Consider the following 17,130-nt stretch of genomic DNA (forward strand, 5'->3'; position numbering starts at 1 on the left):
TACGTGCAAGTACTACTAACTGTTACTTTCTTTGTCTGAAATTTCTGCTAGTCAGATATTGCCCAAAGGGTATTCAATACAGGTGTTTTTTACTTCTTTGTACTCTTTCATAAAGGTGAGTATGGATATAGTTGGCTCCCGTTACCTTGGATTAGATGTTTCTGAGAATATCTTAACAAAAGCTACTATCAGACAGCGCGTCCAAATTCCAATATCTTTCTCAGGAGTAGAAGAATATATTGGAGAATTTGTTTCATTTAACGATCTTTGTGATGGGAAAGAACACATTGCGATTTGTGTAGGTAAATGGCGCAATAGTGAAGCACCATTAGTTAGGCTGCATTCTGAATGTCTCACAGGTGATGTTTTCGGGTCAGCAAGGTGCGATTGTGGGCCTCAACTAAAGGAAGCAATGCTCAGGCTATCTAAGGAATCTGGAATCATACTCTATCTGAGACAGGAAGGACGAGGCATTGGTCTCTACAACAAACTTGATGCTTATATCCTACAAGATAAAGGCATTGACACATACGAAGCAAACCATCGGCTTGACTTCCCCCTCGATATGCGTGACTATCGGTGTGCTGTTCAAATGCTACATGCACTTGGCGTTAACAAGATTAATCTGTTGTCCAACAATCCAGATAAAGCGGAACAGTTAAGACAGTTTGGCATTGATGTGCAGGGAATGGTATCCACAAGCGTGTTTTCTAATCCACACAATCAGTTTTACCTGAAAGCAAAAGTTTTGCGTGCAGGTCATAAAATTAACCTCGATCGAGGATTATAGCTATGGTTTGATATCCAAACCCGATTATTAGCATCTAGCTCTGTAGCAAAAACTAACTTGCAGAGTTAAACAAGTATCAAATTCTAGAATTCTAGTGCTTTTTTTGTCTGTGTTCATCACGTCCAAGTCTTTTAGAGGGTTAGTAATGGCAACTCAAAATCCGCCGCAAATTTCATCTGAAGAATACAGAGAAGTTTTAAAAACAGCATTTGTCCAATGTTACCAGACAAGCAATGACGCCTGGTCATATGAAGAGGCGATGCGAGAAGTCCCTGTATATTTCTTGGAGTGCATAGGTGACCAAAAGGCTCACATTTTAGATATCGGCGCAGGTTCAGGAAAGGATGCCGAAATTCTGCTAAAGGCAGGCCATTCTGTTACTGGTCTTGATTTGTATGAACATGAAGCTTGGCAGTTCTTAAGTTATACTTGGGGTGATAGAATTGATTTTGTGAAGTCGCAGTTCACTGATTGGCAACCCTCTCCTGAAACGAAGTTTGATGCTGTATTTGATAATGGTTGCTTCCACCATCAGCACCCATCTTTATACTTTCCCTATTTAGCCCACTTAAAAACTCTATTAAAGCCAAATGGAATAGCTATGTTATCAGTATTTACGCCGCTTGACGAAAATACTGATGGTTCTTTCATCGATTTTGATGAAGGGCGTATTGGTCGTTCTTTTAGTGTTAACGAATTGCAGCAATTATTGACAAATCACGGTTTTATCTGGCTTGATAGCCGTCGAATTTATCGACCCTGGCATGAGCATTATTTGCCAGTACATTATTTAGCAGCACTTGTAAAAAATCAGCCTTAATTCATTTTACAAAAACCATAAACAATGAATTATCAATCTCTGTTTATGGTGGTGTTTTCTCATCATTCTTGCTTTGCATTTAGGTTGACAACCTCAAAAAATAGTAGGGAGAAAAGTAGCAATTCCTATGAATATCCAAATCGGAGGATACAAAACAGCTTGCCGTGCTTATGGAATTGATGAAATTGCGCTAGTACCAGGAAATAGGACACTAGACCCCAGTTTGACAGACACTAGCTGGCGCATTGGTGGTATTACGCGAGAAATTCCCATAATTGCTAGTGCAATGGATGGAGTAGTTGATGTACCTATGGCTGTCCTTCTGTCTGATTTAGGAGCATTTGGTGTACTTAACCTGGAGGGCATTCAAACTCGTTATCCCGACCCAAACCCGATTTTAGAACACATCACCTCGGTAGATAAAACTGAGTTTGTCCAGCTGATGCAAAAACTTTATGCAGAGCCAATTAAGCCTGATTTAATTGAACAGAGAATTAGGGAAATTAAACAACAAGGGGGCATTGCAGCAGTGAGTGCTACTCCTGTTGGGGCAATTAAGTATGGTTCGATAGTAGCAAAAGCTGGAGCTGATTTGTTTTTTGTTCAAGCGACGGTGGTTTCAACAGCGCATTTATCACCAGAGTCAGTAATGCCACTCAATGTGGCGGAGTTTTGTGAGGAAATGCCAATTCCTGTTGTTATGGGCAATTGTGTGACATATGAAGTCGCTTTGAATTTAATGAAGACTGGTGCAGCTGGTATACTTGTGGGAATCGGCCCAGGAGCCGCTTGTACATCTCGTGGCGTGCTGGGTGTAGGTTTACCGCAAGCAACTGCTGTTGCTGAATGCGCTGCTGCTCGTGATGACTATTATGAAGACACTGGCAAGTATATACCAATTATCGCTGATGGCGGTTTAATCACTGGTGGTGACATCTGCAAATGTATCGCCTGCGGGGCAGATGCTGTCATGATTGGTTCACCCTTTGCTAGATCTACACAAGCACCAGGACGGGGTTTTCACTGGGGTATGGCAACTCCTAATCCGGTGTTGCCCCGTGGTACTCGCATTCACGTCGGCACTACTGGTACATGCGAACAAATTCTCCGAGGCCCAGCGCAATTGGATGATGGTACTCATAATCTGCTGGGAGCTTTAAAAACAAGTATGGGTACACTGGGAGCCAAAAACATTAAGGATATGCAGCAAGTTGAAGTTGTGATTGCTCCCTCTCTTTTAAATGAAGGAAAGTTATATCAAAAAGCACAACAAATAGGTATGGGTAAGCGTCCTTGTTAGGATAGAGTTTGCTGAATGCGATGCAACACTATCACTTAGAACAAGATAATTACTTCAATTCGTGGTCAAACTGCCAAAGTACTGATAAGAAGAATTACAAAATTCAAGAGTTAGGAGCTTTTGCAAATGGTACAAACGCAAACAATAAATAGGCTAAAAGAACTACAGAAAGTAACTGATATTAGGCACATTAATCTTATTGTGCGCGATATAGACATTACTTGGGAGTTTTATCAAAGAGTCTTGGGTCTGGTTTATAAGTATCATATGACCGAGACCAAGATTGTCGCAGCATTTAATGATTATGAGTTCTTTTTGGAAGAAGTACGTGATTGGCCTGGTGAAAATCCGAACTTTCATATAGGATTACGAACAACACCTGATAAGGTTTACGAGTGGGCAGAACACTTAGCTTCACTAGAAGTGCCGCTAGTTTATGGAAATAATCCAGTTGCTGAAGTTTATGCTCTTCCTAACACTGGTAGAGTCGCCCTTTATTTTCGTGACCCTGACGGCACAATGATTGAAATCTACTCGCCGGAATGATCGTTTCGTAAGACTGAAGTTCCCCTAATGCAAAAAGTACTGATTTATGCTTACAAAATTTTTTAGTACCAATGCACAGGGAACTTCAGATTAGACATCTCCAAAAATGAATCTGAAAATCACATACACTTTGATCTCGACTTTATCTATTTTCTAGCAAAGAGATGCCTGGGGCAAGCCGCTAAAAAGCGTTTAAACTAATACTGAAACCTATTTAGGGCAAAGATTTTTAAAATTCCCAATTTTACATCAATCATTTTTGTAAGAGACTCCACGAGCTGCACTCAAAAGGAGCAATGAAAATTTCTTTTCCCTAATCCCCACTCCCTACTCCCTATTTTCAAGGCAGGTTTATTACTATGTCGTCTGACTTTATCAACCTTCGAGTTACTGGGATTTCACAAGGTGTCATTGTGGATAAGACAGTCGCTGACTGTCTTCCATCTGTAGACTGGCATTTTATGGGAGGCAGAGTAGTGGCAGTGTTAGACCCAGCCTTTGTTGGCATGATTGATTTAGCTGAATTCATTGGTGGGCCCTCATGCTTTGCTGCTTCAGTGTCGCCTTGGAATTACTGCCGAGTTGCTCTTCGCAAGTTGAAGCTTAGCACTACCCCAGATGGTAAGCTAAGAATCAGTATCAACAATCTCGACGCCTAATTTCCTAGCGGTACTCCACAGCAATAACATTAAAAATTTCTGTGTGTAGCACTATGGTAATCCGCTTCGTTGCATTCGATAAGCTTGATGGCATTCCCCACATCATAGTTGATAGTGGAGAGACGGCTTCAACAGAATTAGTTCTCTCCCATTGGCCGGGAGTCCAAACACCCGTCTCCCTAAAATCGGATCTGTCCACCGGAATCGTAATGAATTATTTAAGACAAGGATACCCGCACCCTAAAGTATCCGTTGTATCTGCTTCCCATTTTGATGTGGATGCGCTAGTCTCCGTTTACACTATGGTCAACCCGGAACAAACCATGAAACATTGGCGGCTGTGGTTAGATGTAGCTCGTGCGGGTGACTTTAGATACTCACGATCGACCATTGCAAGAAGGTTAGCTGCATTATGTGATTCTTGGGCATCACGCGATCGCTCACCTTTGGGTGCTAAAGCGTTCGATCAACCCATAGCTCGTGTGACAGAAATGTTGTTTCAAGACTTACTCTTAAGGCTAGATGAAATCTGTAAAAATTTACAAAGATACAAGCCACTTTGGGAAGAAGAGGAAAATTCTTACGCACAGACCTGGGAAATGGTGAAAAGTGGCTTAATTACTGTCGAAGAGTATGATGACCAGGAACTCAGTATTATTCGATTATCCGATCGTCTCATTAACCGTTTGGTTGACCAACATCAATCAAGGTATTTTGGTCTTAGCCAGTTTGTCATACACGAAATAGCGCGACACTTTACGATCCTCATAAGCCTCGATCGCTATTATCAAGTAGTACAGCGCTATGAAAGTTGGGTACAATACTGTAGCCGCCCAATACGCCTGCGGCCAGATTTCGCAGCACTGGTTGAGCTGTTGAATGAACTAGAAGGTGAAAAATGGTGCTATGAAGGGGTATGGAAGTTGGCTCCGATGATGTGGTTAGCATCACAGCAACAGAGCAAACTTGATGAATCACAGTTTATTTCACTAGTTTGTTCATTTCTAGAATTGGCTCCCGTTGCTTGGAACCCCACTACCCTGGCATAAATAGCAACTTTAGAGTAACTATGGAGCGCAATTATTTTTAAGAACATCTCCAGAGAAACTGGTGCAGAGGTTGGAGAATTCAAAATGGCAGTCAAATTTCAGCTATGTCAAAGTGCTGAATGCTGTCAGGGGTAGCGGGGCGCTGAGCCATTGCTGAATAAAAACCCACTTAATTCAAGGCTTTGGGCAATCAACACTGTCCTAACCAATGTGACTACGGCCATATATAAGTAACAAAAGAGCATTCCATATTTGGGGGATGATTTTATGCAACGCCAACAAAAAAAATGTCCCTCAAATCATCTCCTCAGATCCTCTGACTCGATAGACGCAGCGTCTCTCGCCAGTAACAATGTGTTCAGTTCTTTCAATAACAGCGTTAGAACCTAGAACTGACTGAAACACTTCTAATTCTTGACGACACAGCCCGGTACAAGTTACAGCAGCAGCACAGATGGGACAGTGGTTTTCAATCAATAAAAACGATCCATCTGCGTCACATTGGATTTCAGCCATGTATCCTTCTTCTGTACGTTTTGCCGCTAATGCTTCTAACCGCTGCTCAACAGAGCCAGCACTAGGTATTTTCTCCCGGTACTCTAGGATTTGCTGGCGAGTTCTGATCTCCAATAAGCGATCGAGACCCTCTTCACCGAATGCTTCTTTTACAGAATTAAGCAGGCTTAGGGTCAACTCTGCATAGCGCTCTGGAAAAAGGCTATCAGCGGCAGGAGTTAACTGCCATAGTTTAGCAGGTCGCCCCATAGAACGCGACTCTTCGTGGTAAGTCACTAGTTGTTCTTCTTGCAAGGCGTACAGGTGCTGGCGTACTGCCATTGCTGTGACATTCAAACGGGAAGCTAAAGCTAGAGCGTCCATCGATCCCTCTAGCTTTAGTAGTTTGAGAATAGCGCGTCTTGTACGGACAGTTGCTGATTTATTAGTTAATTCACTCTTCATATTTAATAAATTAAAGAAAAATCTTTACAAAGTCAACCTCATCTTTTACACTTTTTATAAAGAAAAATTTTTATAAAGTCGCAAGAAACTCTATTGATGTAATTCAACGCAAACCCAATTTTTAACTATGAATCGACGCATATTGATTGTAGCTGCGGTGCTTTTTTTTGTAACTCATGCTACAAATTTACAAGTCCCACTGTATGGTATCTACGCTAAAAATGCAGGCTACAGTAGTGGATTATCATCGGTAGCCTTTGCCACGTATGTGGCAGGACTCTTACCAACTTTGATTTTTCTTGGTGGAATTTCTGACCGCATAGGACGTAAAACCGTAATTATAGCCAGCTTGCTATCAGCTACACTTGCTACGTTTTTGATGATTGTCCACCCGACCATTTACACGCTGTTTGTCACCCGTATCTTACAGGGAATCGGAGTTGGCTTGATTACGGGAACTGGAACAGCATATATATCTGCTTTGATACCGGAATCTTGGTCGCAGGTGGCAGCCTATGTGAGTTTAACCACTTCTTTGGGTTTTTCTAGTGGTGCCTTGTTTACCAATGCAGCTCTGTTGCTCCAAAACTCTTTGGTTCCTTTGAGTTATTGGATTATCTTCATATTACTTTTAGGATGTCTAGGCTTGGCAATGAGACTACCAGAACAGCCTGCTTCTTCTGGATCGCTACTTCGCTTGCCAAGCTTTCCAGCAGGTACTGTACTTGCTGGTCTAACAATAGCATTAGCATGGTCGCTTGCTGGAGTTGTAGGTGTGATTCTACCAGCACAGTTATTGCAATATAATCTGCCTAACTGGTCGGGGCCAATGTTGTTTATTTTCGTGATTGCTGGTGTTTTAGTCCAACCATTTGCCCGTCGTCTTGACGCCGTGGTTTCACTCCAATTAGGTTGTGTGATTCTTGTGCTTGGCTATATCACTTTCACATGTGGAGCATGGCTAGGTGTCTTAAGTCTGGTCTTGGCAGGTGTGGCGATCGCTGGTACTGCTTGCTATGGGTTCACTTACTTAGGCGGATTGGCTGAAGTTGTCAGACTTAGTGGTTCGCAATCCGCTAGGGCAACTTCTGGCTATTTCGTCTGTGCTTATTTAGGCTATGGTTTACCGATTATTCTCATTGGCTTTTTTGCGGATCGAGTAGGCATCATGAACACACTCTTGGGTTTTGGAGTAGTTATTCTGGCCTGCAATGCTTTGCTAATTGGAATCTACCAAACAGTCAAAAAAAAGCGACTAGCTTAAAAATAAGACATTAGCAAGAGATTTTTATCCCTTACTGATGTGATAAATCACATCACCGTCTGACTTAAATATCAAGCCTTTCCTATAACAAAGATATATGACCCTAATCCTTACCAATGACGACGGCATCGATGCTCCCGGAATCAAATCGCTCCTCAAAAGTGTAAACGGTAACAACGTCATTATCGTGGCTCCCCAAGACCATCAATCGGGATGTGGTCATCAGGTCACTACTACTCGACCGATTCAAGTGCTGCGTCGTTCAGATAAGGAGTATGCCATCGCAGGCACTCCCGCCGATTGCGTTAGAATTGCAACCACATATATTTGCAAAAATGTCAAATTTGTGCTCTCTGGAATCAACGCTGGTGGCAATCTGGGAGTTGATGCTTATATTTCCGGAACCGTCGCTGCTGTCAGGGAAGCAGCAATCCTTGGCATTCCCGGAATTGCCATTTCCCAGTATCACAAAGGTCAGCTTAGTTATGATTGGGATCTCGCCGCACGTTTGACTACTGGGATTATAGCTGACTTACTCACCACTCCCCTAGAACCAGGAACTTTTTGGAATGTGAATCTGCCGCATTTGCTACCAGGAGAACCGGAACCAGAAGTTGTGTTTTGCCAACCGTGTAATAAACCCTTACCTGTCAACTACCGTATTCAGGGTGATGACTTTTATTATGTGGGAGAGTATAGCAAGCGCGATCGCACTCTTGGTAGTGATGTCGATGTATGTTTTTCAGGCAACATTGCTATAACTCAGTTAAGAGTCTGTGCTGAATCACAGAGTCCCAAAAATTGTGTAAGCTAATGTGCCTTTAAGTTGCATAATTCCTAGCCTTAGGAAGATGCGGGGATGCAATTTAAATGATTAAGTAAGTCGGTGAAATAAAACTAAACTATGTAAAGAAAAGTAAATAAGGCTCAAACTCTTTCTCCCCCTGCTCCCTGCTCCCTGCCCCCTGCCTTATCTCAACAATAATTATTTACATCGGCCTACTTATTAGCTTATATGCTTTGTCTGTTCTTCTACTTGGACACTGAAAGTATCTACTCTTTCAGACAAATATTCAATTCTTTTCTTCATAAATATGATTTGAATAACTCAGATGGTCTATTTTCAGGAAGTTTTAGCAACACAATCTAGAACTTTATGTCGATCTTGAGAAACTCAAGAAAAGTCTTTACAAAGTCAAGCTGGCATGTGTATACTAATTTATAAAGTTTTTTCTTTAGAAAATAAAAGCACTCAGCCGCCTGTCAATGTCAGATTTATCAGAACCTTATAGCGGTTTAGATTTGCACAATTCTCTAGGAACTCAAATGACACATATTTTGCATATTGATTCTAGTCCGAGGGGCGATCGCTCTATCTCTCGTTCCTTAACTAAAGAATTCATTACGGCATGGAAACAAATCCATCATAGTGATACGATTACTTACCGCGATTTAGGACGATACCCAGTTCCACCCATTGATGAATCTTGGATTGCTGGAGCATTTAGTTCCTTGGATCAGATCACTTCTGAGTTAGCAGCAGCACTGAATATTTCTAATGAGTTGATTGATGAACTTCTGGCTGCGGATCTCTATATCTTTGGCATTCCAATGTATAACTATAGCGTTCCTGCTAATTTCAAGGCATACATCGATCAAATCGTGCGAGTAAAACGGACGTTTGTAGTGGGTGCAGATGGCTATTCAGGTTTAGTGAAAGATAAGAAAGTGCTGGTGATTACAACACGAGGTGGTAGTTACTCAGGTGGGCCCCTGGATTTTCAAGAACCCTACTTACGAGCAGTTTTTGAATTTATCGGCATCACGGATATTACGTTTATCCATGCAGAGAATTTATCAATGGGGGCTGAAGAACGACAACAGTCTTTAGCAGCGGCTTCTACAGCAATTCAACAATTAGTTACTACTTGGTAAACCCATTAACTTAGAATGGTTGCGATCTATGCGATTTACAATCAACTATTCTTCAGTCCTCATCTAAGTAGGTAAGCTGAGTTTTAAATTTTTCTACATTCCTTGTAGTTACCTCAGATCCATTTGTCTATTATGTAATCGCTATGAAACGCAACATCGTTTGGCTAATGGCAATTACCAGCGGAGCTGCTGCCGCCAATATGTATTACAATCAACCGCTCTTGGCAGCGATCGCCCAAAGTCTTGATGCGTCTGTTCAGGATACAGGTCTTATCCCAACCTTGAGTCAAATTGGCTATGCGTTAGGGAATCTCTTGATTGTCCCGTTGGGAGACCTGTTGGAACGGCGGCGATTGATTGTCACCATGCTAACGGCAACTGCTCTGGCTTTGGGTATAGCTGCCCTTTCCCCGAATATTACCTGGTTAATTGTCGCCAGTTTGCTCATTGGTACAACAACCATCGTGCCTCAAATCACAGTTCCCTTTGCGGCTCTACTTGCACCACCACAAGTCAGAGGTAAGGTCGTGGGCACAGTCATGAGTGGACTGTTAATCGGAATTCTTTTAGCTCGGACTGTGAGTGGATTTGTCGGTGCAGAGTTTGGCTGGCGGGCGATGTATTGGATTGCAAGTGGATTTATGCTGGTCTTAGCAATTGCTCTATTTTGCTTGTTACCCAAGAGTCAGCCAGCAGTAATCATGTCCTATCAACAATTGATGCACTCTATGTTGAAGTTGCTTCGAGAACCTGTCTTGCAAAAAGCTTCACTAACTGGAGCGATGGCTTTTGGATCGTTTAGCGTTTTCTGGAGCACTCTTGTATTTTTCTTAGAACAGCCACCCTATAACTATGGTAGCGATATAGCTGGATTGTTCGGTTTGATTGGAGTGGTTGGAGCTGCCGCAGCTCCAATGGCTGGTAGACTTGCAGACAAGAGAAGTCCGAGGCTGGCTGTGGCCATTGGTCTGATTGCGACTGCTTTTTCTTTCTTAGTGTTTTGGTTGTTTGGATACCAATTGTGGGGACTAATTGTTGGAGTAATCTTGTTGGACTTGGGGGTGCAAGTAACTACAGTGTCTAACCAAGCGCTAATCTATAGTTTGCCTGAAGAAGCTCACAGCCGTTTAAACGCTCTGTTTATCACTTTCTATTTTGTAGGCGGCGCACTTGGGTCTTTTCTTAGCACTTATGGCTGGAATATCTGGCAGTGGAATGGAGTTTGTGCTACCGGATTATTGATGCTAATTGTCGCTTTGATCGGTCTGTTTATTATTAGAGAACAGCGTCAAAAAACGTAACCAATGCACTACTTGATTATTTAAGTTTACGGCTGATAAAGCTAAAAATATTTGATTATATTTTTACTAACTATTACTAATCAAGTCATCTATTAAAATTACAATGATACAAGTACGTGCATCAAAATAGTCATAATTCTTTTGTTTAAAGTCCTGAAAGTCCCCTACTAATTAACTGTGTTTAAATTGAAACATAAACTCTGATACCAATTCTGTATGAAGATGCACAGAAATTAAACGTAGACGCAAAGCGGCAAGACAGAGGCTACCGCCAAGTACGCCAAGAGCGCCAAGAATAGAGAGTTACTAATTTAGTGCAGCTTTACATTAAATTGGTATGAGTACTTCTAGCTTGATACAATACTCTTGATATTGTTTTGTGTCACCTCACAGATGACTATCTTTTTTATATCTTTCTTTGTGTACTTAACAAATACTCTCTGCTGTTCCTAAATCATCTTGTTATCCAAAGTTAAAAATAGAGATATTTAAAATGAATTTGTGGCATTATTTTCCTAATTTTTATCTTGTTGGTACTTTGAGTTTTCTTTGTCTAATTGCTGTGGATAATTCCAATTTAGTCGTAGCAGAAATATCTAAAAAAACAGCTTTGGAAAGTTTTTTGACTACTGATATAGAGTTACAACAAGAGATATTACCTACTGCATTGAAAACAGGGAATACTTTGGAAAAAGTCCAGCAGAGAGAGCTTTTTGAAGTAGAAAAAGCAGCAATTTGTAAATTAAAAAATATGGGTACATTTTGCTCTGAAGATAGAGATAATGAACTTCATATTCATACCCGAAAACTATTAGCAAGCAGACAAAGAAGTATAGCAGGGGGAGATTCTATACACATATCAAAAGAAGTTATTTCTGCACCCTTTGATTTCCCCACTACAAGCGTTCAGACAAGAGAAGACATTAGCCAGCAGCTAACACCTATTTTAGAAGGGCAAGTTACCTCGGTGAGTCAGCTAAAAGATGTCCAGCCCTCGGACTGGGCTTTCGGTGCGCTTCAGTCTTTAATCGAGCGTTATGGTGTAATTGCAGGTTACCCGGATAATACATTCCGGGGTAACAAAGCAATGACTCGTTATGAATTTGCAGCAGCCTTAAATGCTTGTTTAGAGCGAGTCAATGAGCTAGTTGCACAAGGAACAATGTCATCAGTATCCCAAGATGACTTAGTTATATTGCAACGACTCCAGATAGAATTTGCTGCTGAATTATCCACGCTACAGGGTCGCGTAGACAAATTGGAAGCTCATACTTCTTTTTTGGAAGCAAACCAATTTTCTACAACCACCAAACTCACAGGTTTAGTTGTTCTTGCATTGACTGGGGGAGGCTTTAGTGGCGATCGCATCATTGATGTGACGGGTAGAGAGATTACCACAGAAAACCCCAATGCTACCTTGCTTTACCGAGCCACCTTAGATTTGACCACAAGTTTTAGTGGTACTGATTTACTGACAATTTGGATGGAAATAGGTAGTAATGGCCCAGATGATAATGCGGCTGGATTCTTGGAACCTTCTTTTGGTAGCGTTTTAGACTACTCAGCAAAACCTCCAGTGGAACAATTTGGGCTTTCCCGTCTCCACTATACATTCTCTCCGTTGAAAGACGTTAAGGTCTCTTTTGGGCCTTTGATTGCTCTGACTGACTACGTAGACTCAAATAGTTACGCCAACGTCAGTTTTTCAGATTTTTCAACTCAAGCATTAATTAACAACTATATTCTTTTGCCAGTTCAAGGCTTGGGAGGTGGTGCTGCTATTACTTGGAATCCTGGTGATAGTCCGTTTACGCTACGGGCTGCTTATGTGGCTTCAACTGCGAATGAACCAACCTCCTCTAATTCCTCCTTTGTTCCTGGCATTTTTCCACTGGGATACATCCTCTACCCCGATGCTCGCAGCGATCGCGGATTGTTCCAAGACCCCTATCAAGGTGTAGTAGAGCTAGAATACGCTCCTTCTAATGCCTTTAAATTACGTCTCCAGTATACTGGCGGCAGTGTACTGAATGGGCAATTTGAGGTCTTGGGGGCAAATTTAGAACTAAGGCTTTCAGAGCGAGTTGCTGTTTTTGGACGCTATGGCTATGGCAACTATAAAAATACAGCTTTTGGTGACATCAACCCTAGTTATTGGATGGCGGGAATTGCTTTTCCGGATCTGTTTGTACCTGGTGCTAAAAGCGGTATTGCTGTTGGTCAGCCGTTCATTGCTAATGAACTTGGTAATGCTACTCAAACTAATATTGAGGCATTTTACAACTTTCCAGTTAGCGACAGTATCCGAATCACGCCAGTAGTACAGGCCATTGTCAATCCTGCTAATCAAGAAGACAACGGTACGATTATTACAGGTACGCTCCGAACTGTCTTTTCCTTCTAAGCTCATCAGCATTTAAGCTGCAATATAACCCTCTTGTGTGACTATCGCGATAGTATACATATTTAGCACCTGAACTGTCACGAAGGGGTTTTTACCGAGTATTTTTCTCCATAAAAAGAATAAACTACGCTATCGCTCGTGATGACAAAATTAGGTGATTTTTGCGTCAGTACTGACAGATAAAATAATTTGTTGACTTACATTATCCTTGCTACTTTCTGATTTCTTGCACTCCCCACTCACCAAAATTGCTAGAGTGAATCCCCAGTGAGTTATTCATCTTGCTGGGTGGTTTCCTCGTACTCGCGCATTTTGAAGTTAGTATCCCTTTGTAGGAATCGCTGCACGTCCCTGGTGTAAAAGAGAAGGCGCTTGAACTTATGATTAATTTTTTGATCCAACTGCCCTAAAAGCATTTGTACTACATCTTTTCGATTTATATATTCTTGAATATGTAAATCAAAAGCTTTCTCTAGCTGGCGAATCTTTTCAGCATTTGCAGATTGCTCTTTGAGGGCTATTTCAATTTGGCTAATGGAAGCGGAAATACTATTCATCTTGCTAATGATTCTGATGGCAACACCAGCCAAAGCAGAAACACTAACTAAAATTCCAAGAAACACACCAGTACTTTCGAGTGTTAGGGTAATTCCTGGTGTATTAGCAGGTGTATTAGCAGCTATTGTTGAAGAAGTGGTAGTCATTTAAAGAGCATCAACTTTCGCTTCAATTCTAGGTAAGTCTATATTTTTAATTTGATTAACTGAATCTTCAATCGAATCGGTATCAGTCCCCGTGTAGCGCCACACAATGACAAATGCATCCTCGAACCAGTCAGGAACCTTGATAAATATGCTGTAATCAACAGATATTGGCGTTAAAAGTAGCAGATTTATCTTGTCTAAAAATAACGCGTATCGTCTGTTGAAGCTGGCATCTTGAGAACCACCAAAGACTATTCCTGTACTAACCTGTTGCCTCAAATTCCCTGCAAATTTCCAGTTTCTACCCTCTGGTACATTTGTAGAAATCGAAACCGCCAACACAAAAACATCTAATAAAACAGGAATAGATATTTCTGGAATGGGGATGATTTTATAACCACCCCCTTGTATTGGTATTTGTACAGCTGAAATACTTTGGTTGTAAATTACTTCCCAATTATTAGAGTTTCCTAGCTGCAACTGCCTCATAGCCAAAGTTCTTCAGTGATGATTCCACCAAAAGCTAATTCTTCAACCGGACGGATAAAGCCAAGTGGATCTATGCCAAAGTGGTCAAGGGTATCGAAGTAAGTGCCTGTATCTAACTTTCCTGCTAGCCAATTAGCAGAGGCTTGGTTGATGGTAATCATCCCATTAAAACCTCTCGAATCACCAGCCGATACCATCAACAAATCACGGTAATCTTCAGGTAATGAAATAACGTTGGTCATCAGATAACTTCTGGAATGAACGAAACTCGATTCCCTTCTTTTTGTAAAAAGGTTTTAATAGCGGAAATATCATTTATTGCGGTTACAGCTTCGGCATAAGTTTCACCACCTGTGTTTTTCGAGCCAAAAGGAGATGAAACACTCTTATTGTCATACCGCTTGTATTCAAGATCCGTGATACGTGAAGCGTTATCAGTTACTTCCGCGCCACGGTCAGTTACAGAGAGCCGTGCCGGACGATAGCCGCTTAAACCATCAAGTAAAACCCCACCAGTAGGCAAGGTAAAATCTACCGCAAGAGTCCTACCGTCTGTTTCTACTGCATTACGAACCATATTTGCTATTGTGGTTTGATTGCTTCCCGTTTGGGTTTCTGCAAGCAGTTTTACTGGTAAATATATACGTCCAGCCAGGGCGAAGGATTCAACATACCCCTTAGTGCGGATAACTTTGACTCTTACTGAGTTACCGCGTTGTGCTTTATATAAAGCTCTCTTTTCTTTTACAGTCTTGTCTTCCCACTCGCGTAGCTTGGTTAGAGCCTCAGTCAACTCTTTTGCTCGCCGAATATCACCATATCTACCCATCTGGTCTTAATTCCTACAAAGTCACTACTGAACTCAACCCAAACTAGCACCCTGTTTGAGCAAGAATTAAACCAGTGACAAGTTAACTTTCCGAAAAAGAATTAAAAATAAATAGAAGCCTCAAAACGCCGTGACATTTTCAATAGCGCTCTTGAGTCGTCCGTTAAGCCCGACTAGATTTACAGGTTTGACCTGCCCAGGGATGAGTAGCTGCCCGTGTGTAAATATTACGTCAGCAGTTGGTCTTTGTCTGAATTTTTTAACTTGTCTGCCATATACTCGGTGCGTGCCTGGGTTGGCGGGAAATTCTTTAGTATTTTCTATGAATTGGAAATTATTATCACTGTAAGGTTTATCTAAAATCTTCAAAACTGATTGGACTGTAGATTGACCTTCAGACTTAGATACACACAATAAACGTAAATCAAAACCGTTATCCAAGTCCAGATATGTGCATTTGTATTTACCTTTCTTCCAAATCAGTGGAGGTGTAGCAAATTCATTTTTGATTTCACGGGCATAGTCAACAGCATCCGCCCTTGATATTGTATCGGCAGTTTTATTCATAATCCTGAATCCGATTTCGCCGCGTACTTGCTCTGTGCCATCACCGTGTTTTTCAAAGTCGTATTTTTCTTTGAAGTAAAGTTTTATTTGAGGTCTAAATTTAGATTCCCTTTGCAACTCTTGAACAGGAATACCGTAAACAGGAGTTTGCAAACTTTGAGCGTGCCCTACAGTGATTTCAAATAACCACAACCGTAATTGAGTCATGGCTACAGTATCAGCATCATCAATTAGACAAGCTTGTTTCAGGGCTGGTTTACGGCTTGAAATATCATTGTCTGGTTGATTTTTGAAGTATTGTCGAACCAGTTTGTTGTGATAAAGCCTCAGCATATCTTGGAGGTGTTCCCAGTGATTAAAATCAGGTGGTAATGGCATTAGTCATCAGCCTCCAAATCAATATCTAATAGTTCGAGTCCTTTAGAAGCAATTTTTGCTGTTGCTTTATCTTCTGCTAATTTTGCAGGTTGCTCAACATCAGCACCCTTGTTTTCTGGCTTGTCATCTTCTTTGATTGCTTTAATAAATTCTGTGTTAGCTGTCTGCAATTCGGTGACAGCATTAATTACATCTAGAGGCACTTGAGTAACCTGTTGAATAGTTGATGCACCGTTTTGTAGATTTTCTAAAAAGTTAGTAACACGGTTGATTTTTGGCTGTGGGTTCATCCACTGGTAAGCGGATTCTAAAACTTCCCCGCTTGCTCTTAATGCGTTACCGATTTTACCTGTTTGACCTGCTACCAACTCCAGTCCATTAAGAACAGTTGAAGTTAGGTTTTGAAAGCTATTAAGAACGTTTGTAGTCGCCTGATATATTCGGTTAGCCTTAGACCAGGCTGTTGTAAGCGCTTGATAATTTTCAGTGCCTATTGCATTTTTGATTAAATTTTCAATCGAACTACTGATTACAGAACCGATGTCAAAGGATTCTCCATCATCCCCTTTTAAGCCGATTAGTTGAAGGACATTGTTAATTGCTCCAATTAAAGTTTGTCCTATGTCATTTGAGAGCATTAACGCATTGTGGATCGTTGCCGCAAAAATCAAAATATTTAACGCTCTATCAAGCTGTAACCATTGAGTGAATCGTGATAATTTGCCCCCAATTCCCCCCGGTAATTGGTCACCAAGCCGCTGTAATATTGTCTGCTGACCTGCTAGTAACGCAGCGTTCGCACCAGTATTTACAGCGTCTAAAATATTTGCTGCATTAGTATTGTTGTTATTGGTGATATTAGTAGCATTATCATCTAATGCCCTCCGCATACAGCCACCTGGTTGTGTTGTTCTACAAGTGCCTGTTGCGGCTGCTTGTTCAATTTGTGGAATCGTTGGAATATCCGGTCTGATTGCTGCTGCTGCTAAGGCAGGAATGAAAGGAAGTTTATCAAGTATCTGGTCTAACTTTGGTAGCGCCTGCTCATTCACTTTTGTTTGTTCCTTCAGTTTGGTATCGATTTTTGTAATATCTGATTTCGTGGTGTTAATATCCTTGTTGATTTGTTGTACGT

18 protein-coding genes are annotated in these 17,130 nt (G+C 41.3%); 11 read left to right on the plus strand and 7 right to left on the minus strand.

Annotated elements, in window-relative coordinates; translation table 11 throughout:
* Positions 1 to 121 precede the first annotated feature (121 nt).
* The 6 genes from ribA (at position 122) to GNE10_RS06345 (ending at position 5,164) form a co-directional block, all read left to right on the plus strand.
* Positions 122 to 790 (plus strand): GTP cyclohydrolase II, encoded by a 669-nt coding sequence (ribA, locus tag GNE10_RS06320; RefSeq protein ID WP_185564136.1) that lies wholly within the window; start codon positions 122 to 124, stop codon positions 788 to 790.
* A 145-nt stretch (positions 791 to 935) separates the two neighbouring features.
* Positions 936 to 1,610: a class I SAM-dependent methyltransferase gene (locus tag GNE10_RS06325; protein ID WP_185564137.1), complete on the plus strand. Its 675-nt coding sequence runs from the start codon at positions 936 to 938 to the stop codon at positions 1,608 to 1,610.
* Between the two features lie 127 nt (positions 1,611 to 1,737).
* A complete protein-coding gene (locus tag GNE10_RS06330; protein WP_099070011.1) occupies positions 1,738 to 2,910 on the plus strand; it encodes a GuaB3 family IMP dehydrogenase-related protein in 1,173 nt (390 codons plus the stop codon).
* A 126-nt stretch (positions 2,911 to 3,036) separates the two neighbouring features.
* A complete protein-coding gene (locus tag GNE10_RS06335) occupies positions 3,037 to 3,456 on the plus strand; it encodes a VOC family protein (protein WP_185564138.1) in 420 nt (139 codons plus the stop codon).
* Positions 3,457 to 3,815: 359 nt separating this feature from the next.
* Positions 3,816 to 4,115: a hypothetical protein gene (locus GNE10_RS06340; protein WP_185564139.1), complete on the plus strand. Its 300-nt coding sequence runs from the start codon at positions 3,816 to 3,818 to the stop codon at positions 4,113 to 4,115.
* A gap of 53 nt (positions 4,116 to 4,168) precedes the next feature.
* The gene (locus GNE10_RS06345; protein WP_185564140.1) at positions 4,169 to 5,164 is read left to right on the plus strand and encodes a DUF6687 family protein; all 996 of its coding nucleotides are present in this window, start codon (positions 4,169 to 4,171) and stop codon (positions 5,162 to 5,164) included.
* Positions 5,165 to 5,458: 294 nt separating this feature from the next.
* Here GNE10_RS06345 and GNE10_RS06350 read toward each other — a convergent pair whose 3' ends face one another.
* The gene (locus GNE10_RS06350; protein ID WP_185564141.1) at positions 5,459 to 6,124 is read right to left on the minus strand and encodes a metalloregulator ArsR/SmtB family transcription factor; all 666 of its coding nucleotides are present in this window, start codon (positions 6,122 to 6,124) and stop codon (positions 5,459 to 5,461) included.
* Positions 6,125 to 6,251: 127 nt separating this feature from the next.
* Between GNE10_RS06350 and GNE10_RS06355 the strand changes: the two genes are divergently transcribed.
* The 5 genes from GNE10_RS06355 (at position 6,252) to GNE10_RS06375 (ending at position 13,028) form a co-directional block, all read left to right on the plus strand.
* Positions 6,252 to 7,388: an MFS transporter gene (locus GNE10_RS06355; protein WP_185564142.1), complete on the plus strand. Its 1,137-nt coding sequence runs from the start codon at positions 6,252 to 6,254 to the stop codon at positions 7,386 to 7,388.
* Positions 7,389 to 7,485: 97 nt separating this feature from the next.
* Complete coding sequence (surE, locus tag GNE10_RS06360; RefSeq protein WP_185564143.1) at positions 7,486 to 8,202, plus strand: 5'/3'-nucleotidase SurE; 717 nt, start codon at positions 7,486 to 7,488, stop codon at positions 8,200 to 8,202.
* Positions 8,203 to 8,714: 512 nt separating this feature from the next.
* A complete protein-coding gene (locus GNE10_RS06365) occupies positions 8,715 to 9,323 on the plus strand; it encodes an FMN-dependent NADH-azoreductase (protein WP_185564150.1) in 609 nt (202 codons plus the stop codon).
* A gap of 143 nt (positions 9,324 to 9,466) precedes the next feature.
* Positions 9,467 to 10,624: an MFS transporter gene (locus GNE10_RS06370; protein ID WP_185564144.1), complete on the plus strand. Its 1,158-nt coding sequence runs from the start codon at positions 9,467 to 9,469 to the stop codon at positions 10,622 to 10,624.
* 493 nt (positions 10,625 to 11,117) lie between these two features.
* Complete coding sequence (locus GNE10_RS06375; protein WP_260446812.1) at positions 11,118 to 13,028, plus strand: iron uptake porin; 1,911 nt, start codon at positions 11,118 to 11,120, stop codon at positions 13,026 to 13,028.
* Between the two features lie 272 nt (positions 13,029 to 13,300).
* On the opposite strand, the gene GNE10_RS06380 is transcribed toward GNE10_RS06375, so the two are convergent.
* The 6 genes from GNE10_RS06380 to GNE10_RS06405 all read right to left on the minus strand — a co-directional run.
* The gene (locus tag GNE10_RS06380) at positions 13,301 to 13,732 is read right to left on the minus strand and encodes a hypothetical protein (protein ID WP_185564145.1); all 432 of its coding nucleotides are present in this window, start codon (positions 13,730 to 13,732) and stop codon (positions 13,301 to 13,303) included.
* Positions 13,733 to 14,221 carry a hypothetical protein gene (locus tag GNE10_RS06385; protein ID WP_185564146.1) on the minus strand — a complete coding sequence of 163 codons (489 nt, stop codon included), beginning with the start codon at positions 14,219 to 14,221 and terminating at the stop codon, positions 13,733 to 13,735.
* Positions 14,218 to 14,463, minus strand: coding sequence for a hypothetical protein (locus GNE10_RS06390; protein ID WP_185564147.1), 246 nt, complete (start codon positions 14,461 to 14,463; stop codon positions 14,218 to 14,220). Before GNE10_RS06390 ends, GNE10_RS06385 begins: the two co-directional genes overlap by 4 nt.
* A complete protein-coding gene (locus GNE10_RS06395; RefSeq protein ID WP_185564148.1) occupies positions 14,463 to 15,050 on the minus strand; it encodes a hypothetical protein in 588 nt (195 codons plus the stop codon). Before GNE10_RS06395 ends, GNE10_RS06390 begins: the two co-directional genes overlap by 1 nt.
* A gap of 120 nt (positions 15,051 to 15,170) precedes the next feature.
* Entirely contained in the window at positions 15,171 to 15,995 is an 825-nt protein-coding gene (locus GNE10_RS06400; protein ID WP_260446813.1) for a hypothetical protein, read from the minus strand.
* On the minus strand, positions 15,995 to 17,130 hold a 1,136-nt coding region (locus tag GNE10_RS06405; protein WP_221642748.1), incomplete at its 5' end, for a hypothetical protein. The genes GNE10_RS06400 and GNE10_RS06405, both read right to left, overlap by 1 nt.

Source organism: Nostoc sp. 2RC (genome assembly GCF_014222165.1).
GTDB classification, from domain to species: domain Bacteria; phylum Cyanobacteriota; class Cyanobacteriia; order Cyanobacteriales; family Nostocaceae; genus Nostoc; species Nostoc linckia.